24 protein-coding genes are annotated in these 26,438 nt (G+C 59.3%); 10 read left to right on the top strand and 14 right to left on the bottom strand.

What is annotated here, in order from left to right:
* Window positions 1-17 precede the first annotated feature (17 nt).
* Window positions 18-284, top strand: coding sequence for a hypothetical protein (locus ACVWYZ_RS02385; RefSeq protein ID WP_457411688.1), 267 nt, complete (start codon window positions 18-20; stop codon window positions 282-284).
* Window positions 285-357: 73 nt separating this feature from the next.
* On the opposite strand, the gene ACVWYZ_RS02390 is transcribed toward ACVWYZ_RS02385, so the two are convergent.
* On the bottom strand, window positions 358-633 hold the full coding sequence (locus ACVWYZ_RS02390; protein ID WP_457465811.1) for a DUF1830 domain-containing protein: 276 nt from the start codon (window positions 631-633) through the stop codon (window positions 358-360).
* A 258-nt stretch (window positions 634-891) separates the two neighbouring features.
* Between ACVWYZ_RS02390 and glpX the strand changes: the two genes are divergently transcribed.
* The 4 genes from glpX (at window position 892) to typA (ending at window position 5,765) form a co-directional block, all read left to right on the top strand.
* The gene (glpX, locus tag ACVWYZ_RS02395) at window positions 892-1,935 is read left to right on the top strand and encodes a class II fructose-bisphosphatase (protein WP_457398014.1); all 1,044 of its coding nucleotides are present in this window, start codon (window positions 892-894) and stop codon (window positions 1,933-1,935) included.
* Between the two features lie 327 nt (window positions 1,936-2,262).
* Window positions 2,263-3,558, top strand: coding sequence for a glutamyl-tRNA reductase (locus ACVWYZ_RS02400; protein ID WP_457465813.1), 1,296 nt, complete (start codon window positions 2,263-2,265; stop codon window positions 3,556-3,558).
* 107 nt (window positions 3,559-3,665) lie between these two features.
* Window positions 3,666-3,773, top strand: coding sequence for a photosystem II reaction center protein Ycf12/Psb30 (psb30, locus tag ACVWYZ_RS02405; RefSeq protein ID WP_099812430.1), 108 nt, complete (start codon window positions 3,666-3,668; stop codon window positions 3,771-3,773).
* A 174-nt stretch (window positions 3,774-3,947) separates the two neighbouring features.
* Entirely contained in the window at window positions 3,948-5,765 is a 1,818-nt protein-coding gene (gene typA, locus ACVWYZ_RS02410) for a translational GTPase TypA (protein ID WP_457465816.1), read from the top strand.
* A 30-nt stretch (window positions 5,766-5,795) separates the two neighbouring features.
* Here the strand turns inward: typA and ACVWYZ_RS02415 are convergent, their stop codons facing one another.
* From ACVWYZ_RS02415 to ACVWYZ_RS02425, 3 genes are all read right to left on the bottom strand, one after another.
* A complete protein-coding gene (locus tag ACVWYZ_RS02415; RefSeq protein WP_457465818.1) occupies window positions 5,796-7,946 on the bottom strand; it encodes a M48 family metalloprotease in 2,151 nt (716 codons plus the stop codon).
* Window positions 7,947-8,048: 102 nt separating this feature from the next.
* Window positions 8,049-9,332 (bottom strand): competence/damage-inducible protein A, encoded by a 1,284-nt coding sequence (locus ACVWYZ_RS02420; protein WP_457465820.1) that lies wholly within the window; start codon window positions 9,330-9,332, stop codon window positions 8,049-8,051.
* Between the two features lie 172 nt (window positions 9,333-9,504).
* Entirely contained in the window at window positions 9,505-9,999 is a 495-nt protein-coding gene (locus ACVWYZ_RS02425; protein WP_414358523.1) for a GNAT family N-acetyltransferase, read from the bottom strand.
* A 139-nt stretch (window positions 10,000-10,138) separates the two neighbouring features.
* On the opposite strand from ACVWYZ_RS02425, the gene ACVWYZ_RS02430 reads away from it, so the two are divergent.
* On the top strand, window positions 10,139-11,275 hold the full coding sequence (locus ACVWYZ_RS02430) for an RNA-guided endonuclease InsQ/TnpB family protein (protein ID WP_457465823.1): 1,137 nt from the start codon (window positions 10,139-10,141) through the stop codon (window positions 11,273-11,275).
* The gene (locus ACVWYZ_RS02435) at window positions 11,160-11,483 is read left to right on the top strand and encodes a zinc ribbon domain-containing protein (protein WP_457465825.1); all 324 of its coding nucleotides are present in this window, start codon (window positions 11,160-11,162) and stop codon (window positions 11,481-11,483) included. Before ACVWYZ_RS02430 ends, ACVWYZ_RS02435 begins: the two co-directional genes overlap by 116 nt.
* Window positions 11,484-11,489: 6 nt before the next feature.
* On the opposite strand, the gene ACVWYZ_RS02440 is transcribed toward ACVWYZ_RS02435, so the two are convergent.
* From ACVWYZ_RS02440 to ACVWYZ_RS02450, 3 genes are all read right to left on the bottom strand, one after another.
* A complete protein-coding gene (locus tag ACVWYZ_RS02440) occupies window positions 11,490-13,343 on the bottom strand; it encodes an alpha-amylase family glycosyl hydrolase (RefSeq protein WP_457465826.1) in 1,854 nt (617 codons plus the stop codon).
* A gap of 229 nt (window positions 13,344-13,572) precedes the next feature.
* The gene (locus ACVWYZ_RS02445) at window positions 13,573-13,767 is read right to left on the bottom strand and encodes a CsbD family protein (RefSeq protein ID WP_414358245.1); all 195 of its coding nucleotides are present in this window, start codon (window positions 13,765-13,767) and stop codon (window positions 13,573-13,575) included.
* Window positions 13,768-14,019: 252 nt separating this feature from the next.
* Window positions 14,020-14,307, bottom strand: coding sequence for a DUF6464 family protein (locus ACVWYZ_RS02450; protein WP_414358248.1), 288 nt, complete (start codon window positions 14,305-14,307; stop codon window positions 14,020-14,022).
* Between the two features lie 184 nt (window positions 14,308-14,491).
* Here ACVWYZ_RS02450 and ACVWYZ_RS02455 point away from each other — a divergent pair, with 184 nt between their 5' ends.
* Window positions 14,492-15,574: an Mrp/NBP35 family ATP-binding protein gene (locus ACVWYZ_RS02455; protein ID WP_414358250.1), complete on the top strand. Its 1,083-nt coding sequence runs from the start codon at window positions 14,492-14,494 to the stop codon at window positions 15,572-15,574.
* On the opposite strand, the gene ACVWYZ_RS02460 is transcribed toward ACVWYZ_RS02455, so the two are convergent.
* From ACVWYZ_RS02460 to ACVWYZ_RS02475, 4 genes are all read right to left on the bottom strand, one after another.
* A complete protein-coding gene (locus tag ACVWYZ_RS02460) occupies window positions 15,571-15,939 on the bottom strand; it encodes a hypothetical protein (RefSeq protein WP_414358252.1) in 369 nt (122 codons plus the stop codon). The genes ACVWYZ_RS02455 and ACVWYZ_RS02460 overlap by 4 nt on opposite strands.
* A gap of 65 nt (window positions 15,940-16,004) precedes the next feature.
* A complete protein-coding gene (locus ACVWYZ_RS02465) occupies window positions 16,005-17,936 on the bottom strand; it encodes a BamA/TamA family outer membrane protein (protein WP_457465830.1) in 1,932 nt (643 codons plus the stop codon).
* A gap of 187 nt (window positions 17,937-18,123) precedes the next feature.
* Entirely contained in the window at window positions 18,124-18,468 is a 345-nt protein-coding gene (locus ACVWYZ_RS02470; protein ID WP_457465831.1) for a hypothetical protein, read from the bottom strand.
* Between the two features lie 238 nt (window positions 18,469-18,706).
* Window positions 18,707-19,960, bottom strand: coding sequence for an ABC transporter substrate-binding protein (locus ACVWYZ_RS02475; protein WP_457465832.1), 1,254 nt, complete (start codon window positions 19,958-19,960; stop codon window positions 18,707-18,709).
* Between the two features lie 319 nt (window positions 19,961-20,279).
* Between ACVWYZ_RS02475 and ACVWYZ_RS02480 the strand changes: the two genes are divergently transcribed.
* Together ACVWYZ_RS02480 and ACVWYZ_RS02485 are read left to right on the top strand one after the other, a co-directional pair.
* Window positions 20,280-21,098 carry an ABC transporter ATP-binding protein gene (locus ACVWYZ_RS02480; RefSeq protein ID WP_414329274.1) on the top strand — a complete coding sequence of 273 codons (819 nt, stop codon included), beginning with the start codon at window positions 20,280-20,282 and terminating at the stop codon, window positions 21,096-21,098.
* Complete coding sequence (locus ACVWYZ_RS02485) at window positions 21,095-21,802, top strand: ABC transporter ATP-binding protein (RefSeq protein ID WP_011432416.1); 708 nt, start codon at window positions 21,095-21,097, stop codon at window positions 21,800-21,802. The genes ACVWYZ_RS02480 and ACVWYZ_RS02485 overlap by 4 nt, the downstream gene beginning before the upstream one ends.
* A 35-nt stretch (window positions 21,803-21,837) precedes the next feature.
* Here ACVWYZ_RS02485 and recN read toward each other — a convergent pair whose 3' ends face one another.
* The 3 genes from recN to ACVWYZ_RS02500 form a co-directional block, all read right to left on the bottom strand.
* Window positions 21,838-23,544, bottom strand: a complete 1,707-nt coding sequence (gene recN, locus ACVWYZ_RS02490) for a DNA repair protein RecN (RefSeq protein ID WP_414382099.1) — start codon at window positions 23,542-23,544, stop codon at window positions 21,838-21,840.
* Window positions 23,545-23,714: 170 nt separating this feature from the next.
* Window positions 23,715-24,731: a M14 family metallopeptidase gene (locus ACVWYZ_RS02495; RefSeq protein ID WP_457465835.1), complete on the bottom strand. Its 1,017-nt coding sequence runs from the start codon at window positions 24,729-24,731 to the stop codon at window positions 23,715-23,717.
* A gap of 234 nt (window positions 24,732-24,965) precedes the next feature.
* Window positions 24,966-26,435 (bottom strand): glutamate-cysteine ligase family protein, encoded by a 1,470-nt coding sequence (locus ACVWYZ_RS02500; protein WP_457465837.1) that lies wholly within the window; start codon window positions 26,433-26,435, stop codon window positions 24,966-24,968.
* Between the last annotated feature and the right edge of the window lie 3 nt (window positions 26,436-26,438).

Consider the following 26,438-nt stretch of genomic DNA (forward strand, 5'->3'; position numbering starts at 1 on the left):
GCTCTGCAAGGGATCCCATGAGAGTGGCGCTGGAGTTCCTCTATCACTTTTGTTGTGACCGCTGTCGGCGGTGGTGGAGCCAGGCCGATGTGGAGCCCCAACCTGGGGATCGCCTGTATTGCCCCTATTGCGGCCATCAAAATTGCGTGGAGCGCATCGATACCTTTCGCAATGCTGCGCGGGGCAGTTGCCTGACCCGTCCCCCCGATGCCCCTTCTCCAGAGCCGCGTCCGCCCTCTGAAAAACTCGGGGATCGGCCTCAGGAGAAGCGATCCCCAACCTAGTTATCTTGGGCAAGCCGAGTCCTCTTGCCAAGACACCTTCTACTGCCGCGTGGAAGCAAGCCGGTGGAGCGTGTCAACCGTTCAACGCATCCGCCAGAGTTCCCCGGTGTGAAGATGACCATAGGTAGAGATCAACCTCAGGCGAGGAAGAATCCACCAGATGGCGACAGGGGCGGCGCTCTTCCAGGATGGCGGTGGAGCAGCAGCAACTGTAAACTTCCAGATAGTCGTCCGGCTCCGCCTCAAAGATCGCCTGCTGGCCGGGGAAGAGGGTGCGCTCCCAGTGGCCGGGGATCGTTCGGATCACCTGAACCTGTCCGGAACGGTTGACGAAAGCGTATCTTTTCATTGCGTTTTTTTAATTGCGTTAAGAAAAACTTATTGCCCTTAAAATAGGCTACCATCCCTGATCCCCAAGCGACAATAGCGAGCCACCAAGACGGGGATCGCTCTTCCTGACTGGCTTTGGGAGATTTGTTCTCTCAGCTTATTGGGGTTGAGAGAATCGGATCTCGAGGAGAAGCCTGCCCTGGTAAACTGAGAGGAAGAGTCTGAAGATATCCTTAAGTTGGCCTTCACCATTCTGAGATCAGCAAGGGGGCACACCGTGGACAACAAGTTGGGGCTAGAGATCATCGAAGTTGTGGAGCAGGCTGCCATTGCCGCCGCCCGCTGGATGGGCAAAGGGGACAACAAGACTGCGGATCAGGTGGCTGTAGAGGCCATGCGGGAAAAACTAAACCAGATCCCCATGCGCGGTCGAATTGTGATTGGGGAAGGAACCCGCGATGAGGCCCCAATGCTCTACATCGGCGAAGAGGTGGGCATCTGTACCCGCCCGGATGCTGAGCAGTTCTGCCGCGTGGAAGAGCTGGTGGAGATTGACATCGCTGTGGATCCCTGCGAGGGCACCAACCTGGTGGCCAAAGGCCAAAATGGCTCCATGGCGGTGCTGGCCATCTCCGAGAAAGGTGGCCTTCTCCATGCCCCGGACATCTACATGCAGAAGCTGGCAGCTCCGCCCCAGGCTAAGGGCAAGGTGCACATCGACTATCCCCCCGAGAAAAACCTGAAGATCATCGCCGAAAGCCTGGATCGGGAGATCTCCGATCTGACGGTGGTGGTCATGGATCGCAAGCGCCACGCCGATCTGATTCGCCAAATTCGAGAGGCGGGGGCACGGGTGAAGCTGATCACCGATGGCGACATCTCGGCGGCTCTCTCGGCGGGCTTCAACGGCACCGGCATTCATGCTCTGATGGGGATCGGAGCTGCTCCTGAGGGGGTGATCTCGGCAGCCGCTCTGCGGTGCTTGGGCGCCCACTTCCAAGGTCGGCTGATCTACGATCCCGAAGTAGTTCAGGCGGGCACTTACCTGCCGCCTGTGGAGGAAACGCGACGGGAACTCAAAGAAAAAGGCATCGAGGATCCCGACAAGGTGTGGGAGTGTGAAGAGCTGGCCAGTGGCAAGGAAGTGCTCTTTGCTGCCACCGGGATCACGGATGGCGACTTGATGCGCGGGGTGCGCTTCTTCGGGGGCGGGGCCCGCACCGAGACCTTGGTGATCTCCAGCCAATCCCGCACGGTGCGCTTTGTGGATACCATCCACATGAAAGACGGCCAACAGCCCCGCGGCCTGCAACTGCGCTGAGGGATCCCCTACCCAACATCCTCGGAGATCGGGGCGGCTTTCCCCTGCTGGAGGTCGCCCTTGCCTTTTTGGGAAAGTTACGAAGTCTATCAAGACCCAACCCGCAAAAACGTAATAACTCTTCAGCAAAATCCGGCAAAACCGGTTCGATACTGGTTTTAGGGTTTAGGTAGGCTGAGAAAAGTTACCTAAGCTTGCTGGAACCGACTCAAGGGATCCCCTCGTATCGGTCACAGCTCTTGCTTTCTCTCTGAAACAATATTTGCTTTTGTTCAGAGTTTTTGTTTTTAATAACTTTTGCTGTTGCTGTACAGACGACGGAGAGGCATGTTTATCGCGGTTGTCGGTCTTAGCCATCGCACAGCTCCCGTAGAGATTCGGGAGCGCCTCAGCATCGCGGAGGCGGAGGTGGGAGAGACGATCCAGCAGCTTCGCACCCACCCCCACATTGAGGAGGCTGCGATCCTCAGCACCTGTAACCGGCTGGAGGTCTACATCGTCACCTCGGAAATGGAGAGTGGTGTCCGGCAGACGATGCAGTTCTTGGCTGAGCTGAAAGGGATCCCCTTGCCCCAACTGCGTCCGCACCTGTTTACCCTTCTTTACCAGGATGCGGTAACCCACCTGATGCGGGTGGCTGCCGGGCTAGATAGCTTGGTGCTGGGAGAAGGGCAGATCCTCTCGCAAGTGAAAAAAGCCCAGCAACTGGGCCAAGCCTGCAACGGCATGGATCGCATCCTCAATCGCCTCTTTAAGGCGGCCATCACCGCCGGCAAGCGCATCCGCACCGAGACGGAGATCGGCACCGGCGCCATGTCCATCAGCTCGGCAGCGGTGGAGCTGGCCCTGCAAGAGCAGGGATCCCTCTCTCAGGGCAAAGTTACCGTGGTGGGGGCGGGGAGAATGGCCCGTCTGTTGGTGCAGCACCTGTTGGCCAAAGGGGCAGTCGATATCACGGTGGTGAACCGCTCCCTGGAGCGAGCCGAAGCCCTGGCCAAGCAATTTGAGCAGCCGATCCAGGTGCTGCCTTGGGAGTCGCTGCTGAACAGTGTGGCCGAGTCCAACTTGGTCTTCACCAGCACCGGCGCCACCCAGCCGATCCTGAACTACCAGCAACTGGCAGGGGTGCTGCAGCCGGATCAGCCGCTGTTGTTGGTGGATATCTCTGTGCCCCGCAACATCGATCCCGACGTGGAAAAGCTGAAGGGGGTACAGGTGTTCAATGTGGATCACCTCTCCCGCATCGTGGAAGAAAACCGCGCCCAACGGCAAAAGCTGGCTCTGGCTGCCGAGGCCCTAGTGGAAGAGGAGGTGGATCAATTTATGGAGTGGTGGCGTTCTCTGGAGACGGTGCCCACCATTTCCAGCCTGCGCCACAAGGTGGAGTCTATCCGCGAACAGGAAATGGAAAAAGCCCTCTCCCGCCTGGGCAAAGACTTCGCCGAAAAGCATCTGGAGGTGATCGACGCCCTGACCCGCGGCATCGTCAACAAGATCCTGCACGACCCGATGGTGCAACTGCGGGCCAAACGGGATATCGAGGCGCGGCGGGCAGCCATGCGGATCTTGCAGGAACTGTTCAACCTGGATCCGGTGGTGTTTCAAGCCCAGCAGGAGCGCTAGGGATCCCTTGGCGAAGAGCGCATGACTTGAAGAATTGTAACAGCTCTCCCATCTGGGGTGGAGGGCACCCCTTAGGATACAAAGCGTAAGCCACAGGATCTGGGATTATGTTCGGACAATACGAAGTTTTTGTGCAGTTGGCTCTGCTGGCCTTGATCGTCTTGGCAGGCCCGGCGGTCATCCTAGTGCTTTACCTGCGCGGCGCCGATATGTAGGGGATCCCTCTGGATATTGAGGCAGTCGGGATAACCCTTTGGGAGTGCTGGGGCTAAGCCCAGAGTCAAGGGCGCTCAACTGTTTAGCGATGTAACGCTTCTTTGCGCTAAAGTTGTAAAGAGATCCCTAGGGCTCTCCTGCCTATAGGGCAATGTTCCCCTGGCTGATTATCTATGTCACTCCCCATCCGCAACGTCGCCATCATTGCCCATGTTGACCATGGCAAAACCACCCTCGTGGATGCCCTGTTGCGCCAGGCGGGCATCTTTCGGGAGGGGGAAGACATTCCCACCTGTGTGATGGACTCCAACACGCTGGAGCGGGAGCGGGGCATTACCATCTTGGCCAAAAACACAGCCGTCCGCTACGGCGAAACCTTGATCAACATCGTCGACACCCCTGGCCACGCCGATTTCGGGGGCGAGGTGGAGCGGGTGCTGGGGATGGTGGAGGGCTGCTTGTTGATCGTGGATGCCAACGAAGGCCCGATGCCGCAAACCCGCTTTGTGCTGCGCAAGGCTTTGGAGAAGGGTCTGCGCCCAATTGTGGTGGTCAACAAGATTGATCGGCCTCGCGCCGAGCCCTACAAAGCCGTCGACAAGGTGCTGGATTTGTTCTTGGAGCTGGGGGCGGACGAAGACCAGTGCGACTTCCCCTACCTATTTGCCTCCGGATTGCGTGGCTTTGCCCTGGAAGAAGCCGATCTCAAAGCCTTTCTGGAAGGGAAGTACAGCGGATCCCTGGATATGAAGCCTCTTTTCGAGGCCATCCTCAAGCACGTCCCACCCCCCATTGGGGATCCCGGCAAGCCGCTGCAACTGCAGGTCACCACGCTGGAGTATTCGGAATACCTGGGCCGGATCGTGATCGGCAAGATCCACAACGGCACCATCCGTCTGGGGGATCCATTGGCAGTGGTGAAAGAGGATGGATCCATTGCCAAGGGCAAAGTAACCAAGCTGTTCGGCTTTCAGGGGCTGCAGCGCATCGAGCTGACGGAAGCCACCGCCGGCCACATTGTCGCCGTGGCGGGGTTTGCCGAGGCCAACATCGGCCATACCCTCACCTCTCCCGAGAATCCCCAGGCTTTGCCGCTCATCAAAGTGGACGAGCCCACATTGCAGGTGATGATCTGCGTCAACGACTCCCCCTTCGCCGGGCAAGAGGGTACTTTTGTAACTTCGCGGCAACTGCGGGAGCGCCTGATGCGGGAGCTGGAAACCAACGTGGCGCTGCGGGTGGAAGAAACCGACTCGCCGGATCGCTTTTTGGTGTCGGGGCGAGGCGAGCTGCACCTGGGCATCCTGCTAGAAACCATGCGGCGGGAAGGCTATGAGTTTCAGGTGGGGCAACCGAAGGTAATTTTCCGCGAGGTCAACGGCCAGCCCTATGAGCCCTATGAGTGTTTGGTGCTGGATGTGCCGGAAGCGACGGTGGGGGCCTGCATCGAGCGGCTGGGGCAACGGCGGGGAGAAATGCAGAACATGATGGTGGGATCCGATGGTCGGGCTCAGCTGGAGTTTGTCATTCCGGCGCGAGGGCTGATCGGCTTTCGGGGGGAGTTTATCCGCATCACCCGCGGCGAGGGGATCATGAGCCACAGCTTTCTGGAATACCGTCCCCTGACTTCTGAGATGGAAATGCGCCGCAACGGGGTGCTGATTGCTTTTGAAGAAGGGGTGGCCACTACCTATGCCCTCAAGAATGCGGAAGATCGAGGTGTATTCTTTATTACGCCAGGTACCCGCGTTTACAAGGGCATGATCGTGGGCGAGCACAACCGTCCCCAAGACTTGGAGCTGAACGTCTGCAAGACCAAGCAACTGACCAACCACCGGGCTGCGGGTGGGGAGGAGCTGGTGCACTTGCAAGCGCCGGTGGAGATGACCCTGGAGCGGGCTTTGGAATACATCGGCGAGGATGAGCTGGTGGAGATCACGCCCCAGTCGGTGCGCCTGCGCAAGGCACAGTTAACGCCCTCTCGCCGCTAGTTTTCTCAGCCAACTGGAAGAGAGCCTGGCTCACCACCGCCGCAGGTAAGAGGCCAAGTTGGGGAAATAGAACGCCCCCCAAATCCCCAGCAGGATGACTCCCAAGCCGAACACAACCAGCCAAAGGCGCGGTCGGCTGTGCAGCTTATTGGATCCCACCTGGACGTAGGCCAGATCCACCCAAGCAGTATTGCCGCGGCGGAACCAGCCCACCACTTTGACGCGCCGGCCCACCAGGGCGCGGATCCGCTTCAGGCCGGAAAAGACATTGCCCACCGGCCCCAAAGGGGAAGTAAAGCGCACCGGGATCAGCCCTGTGGCATCTTGCAGCTTCAGCTCTGCCCCCAGTTGATAGCCGGAGGGGCCTAGTCCCACCAACTCCCCCTCCAGCTCCACCCATTGTCCGCGGCAGGGATCCGCGTCGGGATCCGCCAGCAAGCTGAGCACATCCGTCGGCCTTGCCGGCAGGGATCCCCCGTACATCAACCCCGCTTTGGCCCACAAGCCCACCCCGTAGCCCACCACCGCTGCTGCCGCGATCACCTTGGGATCGAGACGGTTTTGCAGCAGCAGGTAGAGGATCAGCCCCACCAGCCAGCCAATGAGGATCCCGACCACTTCGGCAGCGTAGATGGCCAGATCCAGCCAAAACCGGCTTTGCAGGCGGGCCACATCCAATTTGGACCCGGATCCCAGACTCAGCTCCGGCAGGAGGCGCAGCCGCTCCCCATATCCCGCCAAGACCTTGAAGCGGTGCCCCGGCAACGGATGGCTGGAATTGACCTGCATCCAGCGGGCCCAAGGGTTGAACTGATCCCAAAGAAAGACTTGGCCGGCTTGGGAGGGATCCTGGAGGCGGGCGGCAGCACTGGCAGCGGCGATGGTTTTGAAGTCCAAAAAGCTGAACAGGCGGGTGCAGTGCAACAGCGAGGAAGGTCGGCGGTCGTTTTTGTGGGCCTCCTGCAGGCCAGCAGCCGATTTGAGCAGAGCAGCGATCAGCCCGTTCGGGTTGCCGGTTGCCTGTACGGCAAAATGGTCGGCATGGTAGGTGCCCAGGCGCGAGAGGAAAAACAGCGGGTAGGAAAGCACCGTGTAGATGAGGTAGAGCAGCGGGGCCACATGCCCGATGAGATCCCGCCGTTTGCTTCCCAGTTGGCTCACCTGCTCTAGGGCCAGGTAAACCAGTTGAATCGGGGATCCCAGCAGGGTCATGACCAGGATATCTCCATTAACAATTCGCCCCAGGGCCTGGGCGTAGACGGCGGCAATCTCATCCTCAGAAAGCTGCTGCAACAGGGCTTGGGTGACCACAATGCGGCAGCCATCAGAAAAAGTGCCGTAAACAAAGGCCAGCGGCCCGGCATCTGGGATCACCCCCAGTCGGGGCTGTTTTAGCTGGTTTTGGGCACAGATGCGCTGCAGCAGGCGCGCCGTTTCGGGGCTGTGGCGTTCGATTTCGCCAAGCCTGGCCCAACGCAACTTGTGCAGCCGTTGGTGGAGCTGATCCATCAGCCAGGGGGCAAAAAAGAGAAGGCCTACTCCAAAGTTGACCGCCAGGCTGCCGGCCACCAACCACCGCAGGCCATTGCGCAGCCAGGGCAGCAACCCCTGCAAAAACCAAAGCTGCCGCGGAAAACTCAGCCGGCCAAAATCCAGATGGCTGCCTACCAACACAAAGCTCAGCCACCAAAGGAAGACAATGCCCACCCCCAGGGATCCCCACTTGGCCCAATGCAGGGGGCCGGCCCGCTCCGGCAGGGGGATCTTCATACCCAGTTGGGCGGCCCGTTGACGGGTGGACAGGGATCCCGCCCCAGGAGCCGGATCTGGGGGAGCAGAACGCGGTTCGACAGATTTGGCGGACGGAGCCGCCGGAGACTCTGTTGCAGTGGGCAGGCGAAGCAAGATCTTCTTGGCCCAGCCTTGCGCCTGGGGGTTGGGGTGTTGCAGCAGCTCTAGGCAGAGGGACCGTGCCTTCTCCGTCTGGCCCAACTGGTGGTAGGCCCGCACCAGGTTCATTTGGGCTTCCAGGGCTTCGCCGTCAGATGAGTCTGCCGGGATCCCTAATGCTTTGTCCTGCTGACGGGATTGGGCCAGGTAGCCTTCAAAAAGTTGGATGGCCTCTTGAAGGCGGCCCTGCCGCAGGGCTTCCTTGCCCGCCTGGACGGCATCGGGGATCATCGGCTTGCTCCTTGCCTGGTAGGGTCTGCTTCTGGAGATCGGTTGGATCCATCTGCTCCCCCAGCTTACTCAGGGATCCAACCCCGAGAGACTGGATCCCCCCTAAAGGGGGTAGCAGAGCAAGCGCCGCCGCAAGCGATCCAGAGCCGTCTGGGCGCTCCACCAACGCACCCCCTCTCTGCCGCGCAGGCTGCCAAACCGGTACTCGTGTACTTCCACCTTCCCTTGCGGATCCGCCAAACCCAGATACACAAGACCGACTGGCTTGGTGGCGGTGCCTCCCTCTGGCCCGGCAATGCCGGTGATGCTCAAGGCCCAGTTGGAGCCCAGGACTTGCTTGGCCCCCAGCGCCATTTGGGCGGCCACCGCCTCGCTCACGGCCCCGTGCTGCCGTAGGGTTTCCGGCTTCACCCCCAAAAGCTGTTCCTTGATGCGGTTGTCGTAGGCCACGATCCCCCCCACAAAGTAGCGGGAGCTGCCCGGGATCCCGGTCACCAACTGCCCCAGCAGCCCGCCGGTGCAGGATTCTGCCACCGCCAGAGTTTGCCCCCGCTGCAGCAACAGCTCCCCCACCACACCAGCCAAGGTGGCGTCATCGCTGCCGAAGTAGTCTTCTCCAGAAATCTGTAAAATCTGCTCCACCACCGGGGCGATCAAGGCTTGGGCCTCTTCACGACTGGGAGCACGTCCGGTAACCCGCAGGCGTACCTCCCCCTGGCTGGCGTAGGGGGCCACCGTGGGGTTTTCCCCCGCCAGCAGGGATCCCAGCCGTTCCGCCAATGTCGATTCGGGAATGCCCCAATAGCGCAATACCCGGCTGTAGAACACCTCCTTTCCCCAGCCGATGGAGCGCAGATAGGGCACGGCGGTCTCCCGCCACATGTGTTGCATCTCTCGCGGCACCCCGGGAAAAGTGAGGATCGTCAGGTGGGGCCTGGGCCGCCAAATGAGGCCACAGGCGCTGCCCAGCGGGTTGGGCAACACCGTCGCTCCTCGGGGCAGAAAAGCCTGCTTGCGATTGCTCGGCGAAGGCACAATGCCCCGCTGCCCATACTTTTGCAGGATCTCTTCCCACACTTGGGGGTGCTCCACCATCTCCGCCCCAAAAAAGGAAGCCAGCGCCTCATGGGTAAGATCGTCCGGTGTCGGCCCCAAGCCCCCGGTGATCAATATCAAGCTAGAACGACCACAGGCCACCTCCAGCGCGTGGTGAATGCGGGTCTCGTTGTCCCCCACCACCGTCTGGTAATAATGCGGGATCCCCAGTTGCGCCAGCTCGGCTGCCAAGTACTGGGCGTTGGTATTGGTGATCTCTCCCAAGAGCAATTCCGTGCCAATGCAGAGGATCTCAGCTCCCTGGGGAATAGCGGTTTGCGGTGGGATCATGCTTGGCCTCGAGCTCAGCTCAGCCGCAAGAAAAGTATACAAGAGGTCTCGGCCCCCAGATTTCCGGCTGGTCGTCGGCCATTCCCAATTGCGGTGAGACAGCCGGCGGGTTTTCACTTCCCTCTCCCGCTCTGAGAAAATTTCCGCGCCGACTACCCCACAGAAGGCACACTCAAGCTCGATGGGGATCCTCAGCCAGCCGAGCCAAAGCTTCCAAATCAGCACCCACCACGCGGTTGAGAATCCATTCGGGATGTTGCTTGGCACCCATGCGTCGATAGAACTCAATCGCCGGCTGGTTCCAATCCAAAACCATCCACTCCAGCCGCCCATATCCTTTGGCCACCGCCTCCTGAGCCACCCGTGCCAAGAGCGCTTTGCCAATGCCTCTGCCGCGAAACTCCGGCAACACGAACAGATCCTCAAGGTAAATCCCCGGTCGGGTCAGGAAGGTGGAAAAATTGCGGAAATAGAGAGCAAAGCCCACCGCTCGCCCCTCCACTTCTGCCAGCAATGCCGAGGCAAAGGCTTCTGGGCCGAACAAGTAGTGGTGCAACAGATCGGCGGATCCCGTTACCAAGTGGCTCAGCTTCTCATATTCAGCCAAAGCGCAAATGAGATTAAATAGAACAGGCACGTCCAAGGCGGTGGCAGGGCGAATTTCCATAACTTGCCCGACAAGTTCAAGCAAGCTCAAGTTTAACAAAACGCCCGGAATTCCCCACCCTCTATAGAGTGGGGATGGATAGCGCCACTGGATTTGTGGAGCACTCAGAACTAGGACAGGTGGGGGTAGGATAACGCATATGGCAACCAGAAGGCAGACCTTTCGACTGTATCCCAGCAAAGCACAGGAAAAAGCTTTGTTCGAGGCTCGTCGCCTGCATTGTTATCTTTACAATGCTTGCATTGCCCATCGGGAAACCGAGTACCACCTCCACCGCCGAACGGTGACCTACCTGGAACAGCAGAACCTACTCCCCGAATTCAAGCAGGTGTGGGGGGAGTTTGCCCAACTGAACTCCCAAGCCCTGCAAGCTACCGTCAAGCGGGTGGATTATGCTTACCAACGGTTCTTTCAAGGACTGAGTAGGAAGCCAAGATTCAAGTCCATTCGCCGGTATTCGGGCTGGACGTATCCTGCCCGGTCGGGGTGGAAGGTCAACAGCACGGGAAAGCACGGCACGGTCACACTCAATGACTTGGGCATGACCCTGAAAATGCGTGGTCAAGCCAAGCATTGGGGCGTGTCAACAACGCTGACCCTTGTCTACAAGCCGTCCCGGCGGCAGTGGTTCGCTTCGTTGACGGTGGAGGTGGCGATACCTGAACCTAAGTTTGGTTCACAGTCGGATTTGCGATATGAGTCCATCGTTGCCTATGACTTGGGTACAGAGACCGCCCTGACGTTGTTTGATGGGGCGGAGTTTCAGGAGATTACTAACCCTCGCTTTACTCAGAGAAGTGAGGCGAAAATACGCAAGCTTGCCAAGTTGAAGCGGAGAAAGCGCGCTCCTAAAAAGGGCGTCAAGGCTTCCAGAAGGTGGAAGAAAATCCACCGGCGGGAAGCGCAACTCAAAGCCAAAGTTGCCCGTCAGCGCAAAGACTGGCAACACAAAGTGACGTCAGAGATAGCTTGTCGTTATGGCGAAGCGCTCCGCGCCGCCATAGGCGAACGGCGTAACGGAGAAGTTGCATGTCAAAGGGATGACCCGCAAGGGTGGGAAGCGCAAGGCAGGGCTAAACAAGTCGATTCTGTCGGTGGGGTTCGGTACATTGAACCAGATGATTACCTACAAAATCGAGCAGAAAGGGGGTTTAGTCCTCATGCTTCCCACTCAGACCCTCAAACCGAGCCAGCGCTGTCCCCAATGTGGGGCAGTCCACAAGGAGTGGGCGGACTTGAGCAACCGCTATCATGTCTGCTCTGGTTGTGGGTTTGAAATCCCCAGGGATCGGGGCTCGGTGATGGTGATGTACAACGTTGCCACTCATCGGCAACCGGGGTTGGGAACCAGCCTCGTGAGTCTTGGATGCTTCAGCTCTACTTCAAAGTCCTGTGGGGCTATGAAGCACCTGGGGCAGAGGAAGAGACTAAAATCCTGCCGTCAAGGGGATGGGGAAACCCCATCCGCCTATGCGGTGGGGTAGTTCATTTCAACCGGCCCACCGATCCCGCCACTTGACCGTTCCCTCGGCGGCCAGCAACCAGCGGCGGGCTACCAGGTTTTCTCGGATCGGCGAACGACCCTCTCGCAGCAGAACGTACTTGTAGGCAATGGCTTTACCGGCGCTTTCGTTGAAAGGGATCTCCCCAAACCAGGTGTTGGCGTTGATGTATTCCAGCGGGTAGCCCCGAGCAATGTCCCAATAGCCCAACTCTGGGCAATCCCCGATGACCACAATCCATTCCCCCGGTTGGGTATTTACCCCATTCAGTTGGGCCCGCACGATCACCTGGCCCTTGACTCGCTCTCCCACATGGCTAAGGACGATTACTCCGCGGGTGGGCAAATCCAAACCGTGGATCTTCCCCTCTTTGACCGTAAACTTCTGGCGAGTCAGGATACAGGTGTGCTCCCCATCGGGAAATTCGGTGTCCACCTGCTCCAGGTGGGTGGCCTCCCCCCGATTGAGGGCAACAAAGCAGCGGCTATCCCGATAACGACGGGTATAGCACCAAACCTCCTCTGTCAGATATTTGCGCCACTGGCTGCCCAAAGATACCGCCGGGTTGAGACGGCGCAACCCCGATAGCAGGCGAATCTGCCGATAAAGTGGAGAGTTGGGATCCCAGCTTTCCATCATCGGGCGATTGTAGGGATCGTTGCCCCCATCGGTGTCGTTGTGCAGGTATTGTTCGGTGCCGTAGTAAATACAAGGGATCCCACGGCTGGTCATGATAATGGCGATTGCCACCGCCAGCATTTCCGGATCCGGGTTTAGGGTTTGGAAGCGGCACATGTCGTGGTTGTCGATGAAGGTGATCAGCTCTGTAGCCCCGTTGTAGCGATAATCTTTGGCGATGACGTCATCGACGAGGCGAAAGCCCTCAGCAGCCCCCTGCCCCAAAGCTGCCCGAATAGCCATGCACAGGCCAAAATCCAGGATCGTCATGCCGGAATGGTTGGCAAACTGCACCGAAGCTTCCACATCTGGGCCACTGTAGATCCACTCTCCAAAAACAAAAACATCCGGCTTGTGGGTTTGGATATCGGCATTGAACTCCTGCCAAAACCAGATGGGCATGTGCTTGACAGTATCTACCCGCAGAGCATCCACCCCTCGATCCAACCACTGCTTGATGGCGGACTTGATGTAGTTGCGATAGTCGGGATTGTTTTCGTTAAACGTCGCCAGTCCGGCCAACTCGCAATTTTGCACCTGCCACTCATCTTCCCAGTTCGTCACTTCGCCGTAGTGGTGGTACCAATGGTTTACATCGTTGTTGAAATCGGCAATGAGCTTCCCATCGTCGAACAACTGACCTTTGACGCCCCCTGTATCCGGGCTGCTGTGGTTGCAAACAATGTCCAGCACGAGCTTCATTTTGCGCTTGTGTATCTCCGCAATGAGCCGATCGAAAGTGGTAGGGGCCGGATTGTTGAGCGAGGGATCCTCCCCTTTGGCGATGTAGCGTGGGTTGATGCGCTTAAAGTCTTTCGTCCAGTAGCCGTGCATCGCTGCACTTTCAATAAACAATCGCTCCACTTGCTCGAACAAAGGCGTGAGCCAAATGGCTGTGATCCCCATCTGTTGCAGATAGTCCAGCTTGTCGATTACCCCTTGTAGATCTCCACCCCAGTATTTGCCCCAGTCTTGCCTTTGAGGATCATAAAGTTCTGGGTTCGGCCCTTCGTTATTTTCCGGATCCCCATCAAAAAAACGATCCACCACCAAAAAGTAGATTGTTTCCTGACGGAACTCAATGTCGCGAGTGTAGAGAAACTCCAGATCCCCAGAGGATTCTGAAGGCTCAACAATATCCGCTCGCCGGTTCAGTGTTTCCATAAAAGCAGCCCTCCCACCTTAAAAACAGCTCAACAGACACGAACACAAACTGAAAAAGGCCAGAGGCTGCTGCAAGTCCAGCTTTTACCTCTAGCCCTTAGCCCAGAAGAGGATGCTTCTGTTGCCAATCCTCAAACTTCAAAGCATTCTTTACGCAAAGTGAACAAGTGAAGGTTGTGCCTGCATCAGAAGGCTCGCTCCGCTGAGCGACTCAATCTGCTCAACCCAATTAACCCAAAAGGTTGTCTATACCCTCTTTCACCGCATCTTTCAGATCTTCCTTGGCATGCTGAGCTGCAGCCTCCATTTGCTTGGCCTTGCCCTCTAGTTTTTGCTTTTCATCCCCTGTGAGCTCCCCCACTGCTTCTTGAATCTTGCCCTCGATATTCTTGGCCGTAGCTTCAATCCGGTCTTGAATACTCACAGATGTACCTCCTAGCTCTTGACAACACCGAGCAGCTCGCACGCCTTTTGAATCGATAAACCTGCAATTCAATTGCGCAAGTGCTCACGGCAGAGATGCTAGCACAGAATCCTCAGACTGGGAGTGCTCTCATGGGCACCGTTCCGGTCTGCTTTTGGCCACACTCTTCAAGCGGATCCCTGCCGGCCCGCAACTCACCCGCTTCAGCTGGCGCCAAAATTCATCTCCCCGATGTCCCCAATGGGCCACAGGCTACCGATTGTCCGACGGCTGATGGGCGGAGTTCTTTGGGAGCGCGGCGTAGTGGGGACAACGGCAGGGGCCCAGAGGGTTCACTGCGCAGGGCAGGTGGGGTGACCGAGAAAAGTAGCGGCAGGAGGGATCCCAGGGCAAGCCACAAGAGAGAGTTGGTACGGCCCGGTGGGCGCGCTCGTCCCGGATTGAGAAGCGACGGGATCCACTCTTTTCCAGCAGAGGGATCAACTGCGCCAAGAACGTCAGCCCTAACCACAAACCAACTCCCATGACCAGTGCTTGCACGATCGTTCTCCTTCACTCACCCGTTCAAGAGTGTCGCCTTCCGACCCCGATAGCCTAAGTCAGCTTGTTTCGGCAGAGCTAGAGCGGCAGCCAGTTTTGGAGCTGTCCTTCCCTGCCGACGAGAACCCAGCAGAAAAACCGACTAGAGTGAAATATGGACTGACCCACTGGGCCTTTGGATTCCATGACAACCTCCACCCTTGATGCTGCCGCCATCCTTGAGGCGTTGCGCCCTGTTCAAGATCCGGAGCTGCGCCGCAGCCTGGTGGAACTGAACATGATCCGGGATATTCGCGTCGAGCCTGGGCGAGTGGCCTTTACCCTGGTACTGACCACGCCGGCCTGCCCTTTGCGGGAATTCATTGTGGAGGAGTGCAAAGCTGCCATCCGCCGGTTGACCCCCATCGAAGCCATTGATGTCACGGTAACGGCGGAAACCCCCCGTTCCCCTTCCCTGCCGGATCGCCAGTCCATCCCCGGTGTGCGCAACATCATCGCCATTTCCAGCGGCAAAGGGGGCGTGGGCAAAACCTCGGTGTCGGTGAATGTGGCGGTGGCGCTGGCCCAAAGCGGGGCCCGGGTGGGGCTACTGGATGCCGACATTTACGGCCCCAATGTGCCGCTGATGTTGGGCCTGCAGGATCGGTCTCTGGTTGTGCAAAAACGGGAGGACGGCGGCGAGGATATCTTCCCCCTGGAAAATTACGGCGTCAAGATGGTGTCGATGGGCCTTTTGGTGGGGCGGGATCAGCCGGTGATCTGGCGGGGGCCGATGTTGAACGGGGTGATCCGGCAATTCCTCTATCAGGTGCAGTGGGGAGAGTTGGACTACTTGGTTGTGGATATGCCCCCCGGCACCGGCGATGCTCAGTTGACCCTGGTTCAGGCAGTGCCGCTGGCAGGAGCTGTGATCGTCACCACGCCCCAATCGGTGGCCCTGCTGGACAGCCGCAAGGGCTTGAACATGTTTCGGCAGTTGGGGGTGCCCATCCTGGGCATTGTGGAAAACATGAGCTACTTCGTCCCGCCCGACCTGCCGGATCGCCAGTACGATATTTTCGGCTCAGAAGGGGGAGAGACCACGGCCCGCGAGCTGGGGATCCCTTTGCTGGGGCGGATCCCGCTGGAAATCGCCCTGCGCCAAGGGGGAGATATGGGTACGCCTATTGTCATCGGCCAACCTGAGTCGGCTTCAGCCCGGGCCTTGAAGCAGATTGCCAAAACCTTGGCAGGCCGCGTTTCCATGTTGGCTTTGGGGGCAGGCTAGAAGCGCTCTGCTTCCACCAACGAGACCCCGAAGCTGCGTCCTCCCACCACAATCCCCTCTTGGGCTTTACCGCGCACGGTCACTGTGCTGTTCATGGCCGGCAGCCCCTTGTCGGTGATGACCCAAAGGGAACCGCTGTTGTCTTGGAGCTCATACACACCCTGGCCGAACACTCCTATCTGGTTGACCACGCGACCGCGGATATACACATCGGTGTAGCGGGAGGGGTTTTGTTCGATCTGGGCGATGGGGGTTGTGCCGATGCCCAGCCGCGCCAGTTGCCCACACCCTGCCAGGGCTAAGCTGAGGCCCAGCAGGAGCGCCAGGGATCCGCCGCGGAACGATTGGCCAAGTTGCTGTTTCATGGGTTGCTTCCACTGACGAGCACCTGCTCCCACCATAGCAAGCCGGCAGCCGATCCACGGCCAAGTCAGAACTTCTCGCCAATGCCGAAGTGCAGTTGACCTTGGCCGGCTCCGCCTTGCCCAACCGCGTAGTCGATGCGCAGCGGCCCCAAGGGAGATTGGATGCGAATGCCGACCCCCAGCCCCAAACCACTGCCCGGCTTGTTGCGCACCAGGGCAGGATTGCCGGCCACCGCAGCTCCACTGCCCAAATCGGTGCCGTAGTCGGCAAAGACCACTGCCCCCACCGGGTCGAAAATGGGAAAGCGCAATTCGGCGGTTGCGGTGGCAAAGCTGCGACCGGAACCGATACCCCCCTCGAAAAAGCCCCGCACCGAGTTGCCGCCACCAATGGCAAAAGCATCGTAGGGAGCCAAGTCGCCGATGGTCGTGCCTGCTCGCACATCAAAGGCCAATACCTGCGGTCGCTCGCTGCGGGTTTCAAACAGGTTGACGGGAATGAACTGGCTGTAGCCGGCCTCGAGGCGGTTGGCATTCAAGCCATTTTGAAACAGACGTACCGACTGTTCTGTGGAGATGCGAAAGACCGAGCCCTGGCTGGGGCTGTTGGGGTTGTCGCGGGTATCGTTGATGAGGCCGAGGCGCAGGGTGGTGTAGCTGTCTTGGCCGCTCTCGCTGAAGGTAATCGGGTTGCCCAGCACATCGAAGCGCTGCTGCTCCCCGTTGCTGTCGCGAGCTTCTACAAATTGGATGCGGGTGCCCAAGCTGGCCCGCCAATTGCCCCCAATCGGGCGAGAGAAAGTCACCCCGCCACCAAGACGGTTGATGCGCACGGGATCCCCATTGGGCAGGGTGAATCCCTCATTAAAGACAAAGCTGGAGCTCTGCTGGTTGGAGATGTTGACGTTGTAGGAGGTGGGAATGTCCAGCGTGGCAATCCGCGGGTCGGTGAAGTTTAAGTCGAAGAGGGTTTCGTTGGTGCCCACCTGCACGTTGAAGCTGGCACTTTGGTTGTTGCCGCCCAAGTTTTGTTCGGAGACGTTGAGGCCGGCAAAGACCCCTGTGGCGGAGCTAACGCCGATGGTGCCGCCCAAGGTACCGGTGCGACGTTCTTCCACGTTCACCACCACCACCACCTTGTCGGGATCCTGGCCGGGGTTGAGCCCCACATTCACATCTTGAAACAGGTTGAGATTAAAAACCGCCTGCAGGTCTTCCTGGATTTGGTTGCGGTTAAACACATCCCCCGGCTTGGACTTCAGCTCGCGGGTGATGATGAAGTCGCGGGTTTTGGTGTTGCCCTGAACGCGAATGTCCTCGATCACCCCTTCGGCGATTTCCAGGGTGATGGTGCCGTCTTCAGAGGAGCGCACATCCGTCACTTTGGCCAGCACGTAACCCTTATTGGCGTACCACTGCTCGATCTCGGCCACAGCCAGTTGCAGCTCGCCGAAGTTGAGCACCCGCCCTTCCTGGTCGGCAAAGGCGGCCCGCAGCACTTCCGGATCCAGAACTTTCGCCCCTTCCGTGCGCACGGCTTTCAGGATTGGGTTGGGCTTGACCTCAAAGGTGACCCGCACCCCCAAAGGCGTATCGGAAGGCACTGCCCGCACATCGGCAAACAATCCGGTGGCAAACACGGCATTGATGTCTTCCCGCAACTGGGATCGGGTGGAAACCTCGCCGGCGCGGGTGCGGATGACGCTGTAAACCCGGTTGATCAGCTCCGGATCTTCAGTGCCCTCAACCACTACCTCCGCTACCAACACTTCTGGCTCGCCGGCAGTGGGGGGTGGGGTGGGGGAGGGCTGGGCGGGGGTGTCGCCACCGGTGCGCAGGTCGAGGGTGCCGGGCTGAGGAACCGATTGCGCCCAAGCCGGGGATCCCATCAGCAGATCGCTACGCAACGCTCCAGCGAGGGCAAAAGCGGTGCTGAGCACCATCCCGCGGGTGAGCGCTGAAGTTAGCCAAGGGCGAAGTTGCCTGGAACGATTCATGGGGATCCCTCGCACACCAAAAAGCAAGATTGCAGAGCCGGGCCAAGCTTGCGTTAAAACCCTCTGCCGCCCAGCAGCGGACAATTGCCCTGGATTATATCAATCCCCATCCACCCAGATCCGAGCGTGGCCGCGAACCGGATTGCGGACTTGGGCAGTCTGGAGTGCAAAAAGCAGCCTCCCCCGCTCAAGGCAGGCGCAGGGATCCCCTACAGCGCTGGCCGCAAGACCTCGGCTCGACTTCCTCGGCAGCTAGGTTGACTTGGAAGTTGAGGATGACGACGGTGATGGGAGCAGGAGTGGGAGGCAAAGAGCGGCTGCTCCTCCAGCCCCAACTGTCGGCGTACTGTTGTGGGGGAACGTTGGGCAGGATCAGGACGGTGTTTTGCAGGACGTTGCTTTGCAGGGTGGTGGCGTTGCCGTTCAGGATCGCCATCTGCTGGGTGTGGGAAGTCTGAGCCAGGACGGCTGGAGCAAACCCGAAGCCGAGCAGAGCTGCCACTCCGGGGAGGAGGAGTTGGGTGGACAACATCGAGGATTCTCCACAAGACGCCAGGATGCCGACACTTTAGCCTGCTTTGCCCTCCGCTGAGTTGCCGCAAAAAAAGCTACGTGATGGGGAGGGATCCCTGCTGGGGACGTACAGCCGCGCGGCCCAAACCCACAAAAAGGCCTGCAGAGAGTACTCTGTGCAGGCCCGTCTTACTTATATCGTCTCAATTGAGCTCGGAAGGAGAAACCGGCCCCCGCTCAGGAGCCGTAGGGGAAAATCAGCTCTCCGGCTCAAACACCTTCAGATCGACCACATTCCCCCCCTGGAAAGTCCAGTGGGCAAAGGTGCCGGCAACTTCCCCATTCTCATCGAAGTTGATGGATCCAGAGGCGCCGGTGTAGAAGATGTCTTCCCCTTTGCCGATCAGCTCCACCGCCTTGGCCCACTCTCCGGGCAGGATCTCGGTGCCAGGCGGATTGGCCACTTCCCGCAAGGCATCTCGAACAGCGGTGCCGTCGGTGCTGCCGGCTTTCTGAATGGCCAGAGACAGGACAAAAGCGGCATCGTAGGCGGTGTCGATGTAGGGGGTGGGGGGCAGCTCCCCGTAGGCAGCTTTGTAGGCTTCGGCAAAGATTTGGTAAGCCTTGCTATCGGTGAGGGCCTGGGGCGAAACGCCGATGGATCCCTCTAGCTTTTCGGCTCCCACCTGGGCTGCCACATCGGGAGAGCGCATGCCATCGGTGAAGACAAAGCGGTCAAACAGCCCCTCTTCCAAAGCTTGCCGCAAAATGACCACACCGTTTTCGGGGTAGCCAATCAGCACCAACGCCTGGGGATCCCCTTCCTTCAGTTGGGTCAGCTCACTGCGGTAGGAAGCCTTGCCGGGCTCGTAGGGAACCGACTTGGTGATGGTGCCGCCCCGCTTTTCAAAAGCAGTCTTAAAGCTGTCGGCAAGGCCCTGGCCGTAGTCGTTGTTAATGTAAATAATGGCCAGGCGCTCCAGCTTCTCTTCACGGGTGATCTGGGCCAGGGCTACCCCTTGATAGGCATCGGAAGGAACTGTGCGAAACAGAAAATCGTTGTCCTCCAGGGTGGTAATGGTAGGAGCGGTGGAAGCGGGGGAAATTTGCGGGATCCGATTGGGAACAGAAACCGTCGTGGCCACCGGAATGGTGATGCCACTGCCCAAGGCGCCGATGATGCCGGCCACCTTCTCCACGGTGACCAACCGCTGAGCTGCGTCGATAGCCGGCTGAGCCGACGTCTGGTCATCCGCTTCGACCACTTGGGCAGGGGATCCCAAAATGCCACCGGCGGCGTTGATTTGGTCAATCGCCAGCTTGATCCCTTTGAGGCAGTTTTCCCCGAAGGCCTGCAGATCCCCGGTAAGAGACATTAAAGCCCCAATTTTGACCGGCCCCTGAGTGGCCTGCTGAGCCGTGCTGGGCAGCAGAGTGGTGGCAAGAGCAGCAGCCGTCAGGGCAGCCGCCGCCGCAAAGGCCCGTCGGGTGAGTTTGTTCATGGGAGACATAACCAACAACCTCCTATGAGGGAAGAGAAAGTAGAACTCAGATCCCAAAAGTCAAGCAAGTGTTGAACCGTAGCAGTCAGACGTTGGCTCACCTCAAAGCGTTCCCCACTCCCTCAAGAAAAGATGGCTCCGGGAAACAGGCGGGCCAGACTCAGGATCTCGCCCGTTCCTTGGCTGCTGTAGGGCTGGCTGCGGCCTCCAAAGGCAGTTGCCCCTGTAGGAATCCAGGAAGGATAATGGGCAAACTCGGCCATTGGGCTCATTATATTTTGAGAAATACTGAACTCATCGGTCGGCGGGGTTTTCCCAAGGCAGCGGCGTGATTGTTATCGACGACATCTCCAAGCGGTTTGGCGGCATTAGCGCGGTGGATCACTGTTCCTTCCGCATCGAAACCGGTCGGATTACGGGCTTGATCGGCCCGAATGGGGCAGGGAAGACCACGCTCTTTAACATCATCGCCGGGTTTATTCGGCCCAGCAGCGGGCGCATCTGGCTAGATGGGGAAGACATCACCGGCCTGCCCCCTCACCATCTGTTCCGTCGAGGGCTGGTGCGCACCTTTCAGATCCCGCGGGAGTTTGGCCGCATGACCGTCTTGGAGAACTTGATGGTGGTTCCCCCCAACCAGATAGGGGAAAACCTGTTCGCCACTTGGTTCGGTTGGCGGCGGGTGCAACGACAAGAACGCAACCTGCAAGCTCGGGCGGAAGAGGTTCTGGAACGGCTGAACCTGATCCATCTGCGGGATCAACTGGCCGTCACCCTTTCCGGGGGGCAAAAAAAACTCTTGGAACTGGGACGTACCTTGATGACCGATGCACGGGTGATCCTGCTGGACGAGCCGGGGGCTGGCGTCAACCGCACCCTGCTGGCGGATTTGATGCGCTTTATCGAGTATCTCAACCGCGAGCGGGGCTGCACCTTTTGCATCATCGAGCACGATCTGGATCTGGTGACCCGTCTCTGCGACCATGTGGTGGTCATGGCTGCCGGCAAGGTTCTCACCCAGGGATCCATGGAGGAGATCAAACAAAACCCAGCCGTGCGGGAGGCCTATTTGGGATCTGTGGCACTGGCCGACTCCCTAAACCCACCCCAGCCCTCCCCTCTGCCTTCGGAGGGATCCCTCTCATGACCCCTTTGCTGGACATCCAAGATCTCTACAGCGGCTACCGGGGGGTGGACATCCTCAAGGGGATCCACCTGAAGGTGAACCCCGGGCAAATTGTGGTGATCATCGGCCCCAATGGAGCCGGCAAATCGACGGTGCTGAAATCCTTATTTGGCTTGGCCACCATCCGCTCAGGCCGAGTGCTGTTTCAGGGATCCGACATCACCCACTTGCCTGCCGAGCAACTGGTGCAGCGGGGAATCGGCTTTGTGCCCCAGACCAACAATGTCTTTCCTTCCCTCACCGTGCAAGAGAACCTGGAGATGGGGGCCTTCATCCGACGCGACAACCCTGCCGCCCAACTGGAGCGGGTTTATGAGCTGTTTCCACCCCTGAAAGAGAAACGACGCCAAGCGGCGGGATCCCTATCGGGTGGACAACGGCAGATGCTGGCCATAGGGCGAGCGTTGATGGTGGAGCCGCAGTTGTTGTTGCTGGATGAGCCGACCGCTGGCCTGTCGCCGCTGTATATAGAACAGACCTTCGCCCTCCTGCAAGAGATCAACCGTCTCGGCATCAGCATCCTCATGGTGGAGCAGAATGCCAAGCAGGCCCTGAAGATGGCGGACTGGGGCTATGTTTTGTCCACCGGAGAGAACCGCTTTGAGGATACCGGCCCCAACTTGTTGAACAATCCTGAGGTGCTGGAGCTGTTCTTGGGTGGTTGAGGCCCTCACTCCCCTCCCCTTTCCCAGAAGGAGAGTCAAGCGGGACTGGCCATTTGCTGCTTGCGCAGTTGAGCTGCTTGGTTGAGAAGAGCCTCCACAAACGTCATCGCTTCTTGGGCAGAGTGACCGGCAGTGAGTTGGGCCAGTTCTTCGCGGCGTTCCCGTTCTCCCAAAAGCTCCACCCGCACAGAAGTTCGTTTTTGGTGCACCACCTTGTGAACCCGCAGGTGGTGATCCGCCAAGGCAGCGATCAGGGGTTGGTGGGTGACGCAGAGGATCTGGTGATCTCGGGCAATGCTGTGCAGCTTGGTGGCGATGGCTTGCGCCACTTTGCCCGACACGCCGGTATCGATCTCGTCGAAAACCATGGTGGCCACCGGATCGATGCGGCTGAATACGGCTTTCAAGGCCAGCAGAAAACGGCTCATCTCGCCGCCCGAGGCAATGCTGGCCAAAGGTTGAAGAGGCTCACCCGGGTTGGGGCTAATCCAAAAACTCACCTGATCCACCCCCTCTGCTGTCGGGGGGCCGGGTTGGATCTGCACCCGGAATTGCACTGCGCTCATCCCCAGCGGGCTGAGCTCTTCTATGAGGGCCTTTTCCAGTTGACAGGCCGCTTGTTGCCGCAGTTGAGAGAGCACCTGGCAATGGCGCTCCAGGTCTTGGGCAGCTTTGTCCAGCCGCACCTGCAATTCCTCTAGGTCGGTGTTGTCTCCTCGCAGTTGGGCCAACTCCGTCTGCACCCGCTCCGCATGGGCCATCACCTCGGCCAAGGTCGGGCCGTATTTGCGGCAGGCTTGTCTGAGTTGCGCCAAGCGCCGTTCAATTTTGTTCAACCGACCGGGATCCGCCTCCAGCGTCTCGCCGTAGCGAACCAGCTCCCGCCCCACCTCCTCCACCTGAATGAGAGCGCTGCTGACCATTTCCGCCAGAGGGGCTAGGTCGGGATCCCGCTGGGTCATGGTCTGGAGCAACCGTTCTACCTGGCCCAACAGATCGGCGATGGCCGGTGAGCCGCTGTCGTTTTGATAGAGCAATTGGTGAGCTGCGTAGCTTTGCTGTTGCAGTTCCACGCGGTGGGCCAGGCGCTCCCGTTCCCGCTCCAGCTTGGCCATTTCGTCGGGATCCTCCAGGCGCAGGGCGGCCAGCTCTTGCGCTTGAAACTCCAGTAGGTCTAGCCGTTGCAGGCGCAGTTGTTGGCTTTGCTGGCGGGATTCCACCTCTGTTTTCAGATGGTTCCAGGTTTGGTAAAGGGCAGCCACCTCCGCCCGTGTTCGCAACAACTCTTCGCCGCCAAAGTCGTCCAGCCAACGGCGCTGGGTTTGGGGAGATTGGATTTGAACGGTTTGCCCCTGGGCAGTGATCTCTACCAATTTGGCCCGCAGGTTGAGCATCTGGGCTTTGTTCACCAGCACCCCATTCACCCGCAGGCGGCTGGTGAGCTTGCCGTTGCGCAACACCAGCTCGCGACTACAAACCAGGCCCTCCTCTAGGGGGTCGATGTGCTCTTGTTCTAGCCAGGCTTGCAGTTCAGGATTAGGACTGAAGATCGCTTCCACCAGACCTCGTTCGCTGCCAGTTCGCAGAGCCCGAGCTGTACCTCCTAGAGCTGCATCCAGCGCATCGAGGATGATGGATTTGCCGGCCCCGGTTTCTCCGGTGAGCACGTTCAGCCCCGCTCGAAAAGGGATCTCCAATTGCTCGATCAGGGCAAAGTTCTCGATCCGCAGCAGGCGCAACATAGGGATCCCGTGGGCTCAGCGTGCCGTTGGCAGTTTTCAGGATAGGGCTTGCAGGGGTCGCTCTGTCCCACGTTAGCGTACCCACCATCCCTCGGTAGACGGGTACTGTTAGCGCAGCGGTGCGGAGCACTACCCGTTCTGGTTTGGGGATCGGAAATTGGCAGCCCGGCTCAGCCGGCCAGGGGGTAGCGCTCCATCAGGTAGCAGAGGCAGTCTTGGCGGATGATGCGGCTGTTGAGGGTGAGCATGCCCGGCATGATGGGCACGCTGGTGCGAATTTCTCCATTGCAGGCATAGAAAAAGCGATCCGCCACATTTTGGCCCTGCTCGTCTTGCACCTCCAGGTGGAAGCCGTTGTTCGTCCAGCCAATGGGGGTGTGGGGGGGAAGCTCCCGAAAATTGAGGAGATCCAAATCCGGCGGGAAGCGGATGTGGGAGGGGGATCCCTCTTGGTTGCCATCCTCTTCCCCAAAGCTGAAGCTCACCTGATCCGGGATTTTGACAATGGCGACGCTGTGGAACAGGTCGATATCTTGGCGGAAGACAGGGCGCTGCGGGATCGCCGACAGGTGAAGGCAGGCTTCCAAGAATTCGTAGGCATGCTGGGTGCCGTGGGGTTGATCCGGCTTGCCACACTCCAGGGTCACCGCCGGGCAGAAGCGCCCGAAGGCCATGCTCTGCACCCCTTCTGGCTTGGTGAAATAGAGGACGGTGCGCCCAAACAAGGTGGCCAGGTGCAGGGTAGGGGCATCCAGGTGATTGACACAGGCGTAGTGGGGGTTGGTGCCCGTGTTGTTGTGGATATCGACGCTGGCAAAAACGCCCCGCTGCTGCATTTGCTGCAGGACGGCCTGGGCCATGGCGTGCTCGGGGGTGGAGCCGGGGCCCCAAATGCGGTTGTAGTCCGGTTGGCCATCTAGCCGCCGTTGCCGGTGGCGGGCAGCCTGCACGTTGCCAATGAAAAGGGAAAGAGAACGGGGCAATTCCCGCTGGGCGTGGTGGCGGAGGAGCTGCCGCACCGCCTGCCAACCGGTGGTTTCGTTGCCGTGCAGCAGGACGGACACAAACAGGGCGGGATCCCGTCGTCCCGGCAGATGGATGAGGGTTGGCCCACCCAATCGGTCGTAAAGCTGATGGGCCTCTAGATCCAGCAGTTGATCCGGTAAATGATCGAGGACGGTGAGCATACTGTTTGGGCTAAGAGGCTCGATTCAAACTTCTGGCTTCTGGCCTCTCTCCCTGGGGTAGGAGGGAGCAGAAGTCCAACGAAGTCCTTGGTCGCGAATGAACCGTTTCGCTGCGGTAGCTCGGGTCGCAACAAGGCCATCTGAGAGAGAGTTTGCCCACTCGAGATGCGGGCCAGGGATCCGTCCTGCCGCCGCGGTGGCCCACCGCTGGTACAACCGGCTGTGGAGAGAGCCCTAGCTGAGATCCCAGGTGTGTACCGGTTGGCCTTGCCGCTGCCGTTCCCAGTAGGCACAGGTTAATTGTTGCATATCTTTACCATGCCGGGCGACATAGCGGCGCTGCCAGGTGGCCCCATTCTGCCCCGACTCCACCCGGGCGCGGAGAATGCCCAGGTACTCCTGAATATCGGAGGGGGCCAGATCCAGTTGAACCAAACCCGCCTCTGCTTGGGGGATCAGCTCTTCCAGCAGCAATTGGCGCAGGGATCCCTGCCAACCCTTGAGCCAAGTGATGGGGGCCTCCAGACCCCAGCGGGCCGCCGTGTAGAAATTGGCGCGGCACTGGGCAAAGCTCAGCTCCTGCTCGGGGGGGACGGGCTGGGATCCCAAGGCTTGCACCAGACCAAAGTAGAAGGCCGCATTGGCGATCATATCGGGTAGGGTTGGGCCTGCCGCCGCCACCCGCTGTTCGATGCGCAGATGGGGAACCGGATCCAAGCCGATCAGGGGTCGGTTCCAGCGCCAGATGGTGCCGTTGTGGAGGCGCAGATGGGCCAGCTCCCAGGGAGAGGCGGCCAACGTTTGCGGCAGCACCACCGGGTAGCGATGCACATTTTCCCAAAACAGCTCCATCAGGGACTCTTGCACATAGCCTTGCCCAAAGGTGACGCGAGGTTGGTGGGTGGGGGCAAGGGGGGGTGGCCCATCTAGGGCCTGCTCGAACAAAGGGATGCGGGTTTCTGCCCACAGGTTGTGCCCGAATAGGTAGGGAGAATTGGCCGCCAGCGCCACCAAGGGGGCTGACACGAGCAGGGAAGCGTTGAAGTAACGGGCCGCCTGTTGGGGGGATACCTGCAGATGGATTTGAAAGGAGGTGGTGGCTGCCTCCAGCATGATGTCCGGGTGGGTAACCCGCAACCGCCCAGCCGGTCCTTCGATATCTAGCCCCAGGGAAGGGATCCCTGGGGATTGCTCGCGCCGGTGCAAGTTCAGGATTTGCTCATTGAGGGCCAGGTAACGCTTGCGGGGGGAGATCATCTCCAAGGTCAGTTGCTTTTGCTGCACCGTGGGCAAAATCCCGATCATCATCAACCCCGCCTGCAAGTGTTCGGCCACCCGGCAACAGCGATCCCACGTTTGGCCCAGCTCTTGCTGAAACTGCCGCAGAGCCAAGCCGGTCAAAACTTGGGGCCGGCTGTTGATCTCCACGTTAAACTGGGCCAGTTCCGGCACCACCAGCGGATCGTTCACCGCTTCCAGGTAGGCTGAGTTGATCGGGGCCGGATCTCCCTGAGGGGTCACCAGCCATGCCTCCAGCTCAAACCCGCCCACCGGGGATCCCTGGGCAAAGGGCTGACAAGCCGGATCCAGCCCCGGCGCACCGGCCAACCAGCGCTCCAGCAAATCCGTCTCTTGCCGGAGTTGAGCGGCGAACTTGGCAAAGTCTTCGGCGCCAAAGCTGAGGCAGGCAATCTCCTGGCCCATCGA

The organism is Thermostichus sp. MS-CIW-37 (genome assembly GCF_054060065.1).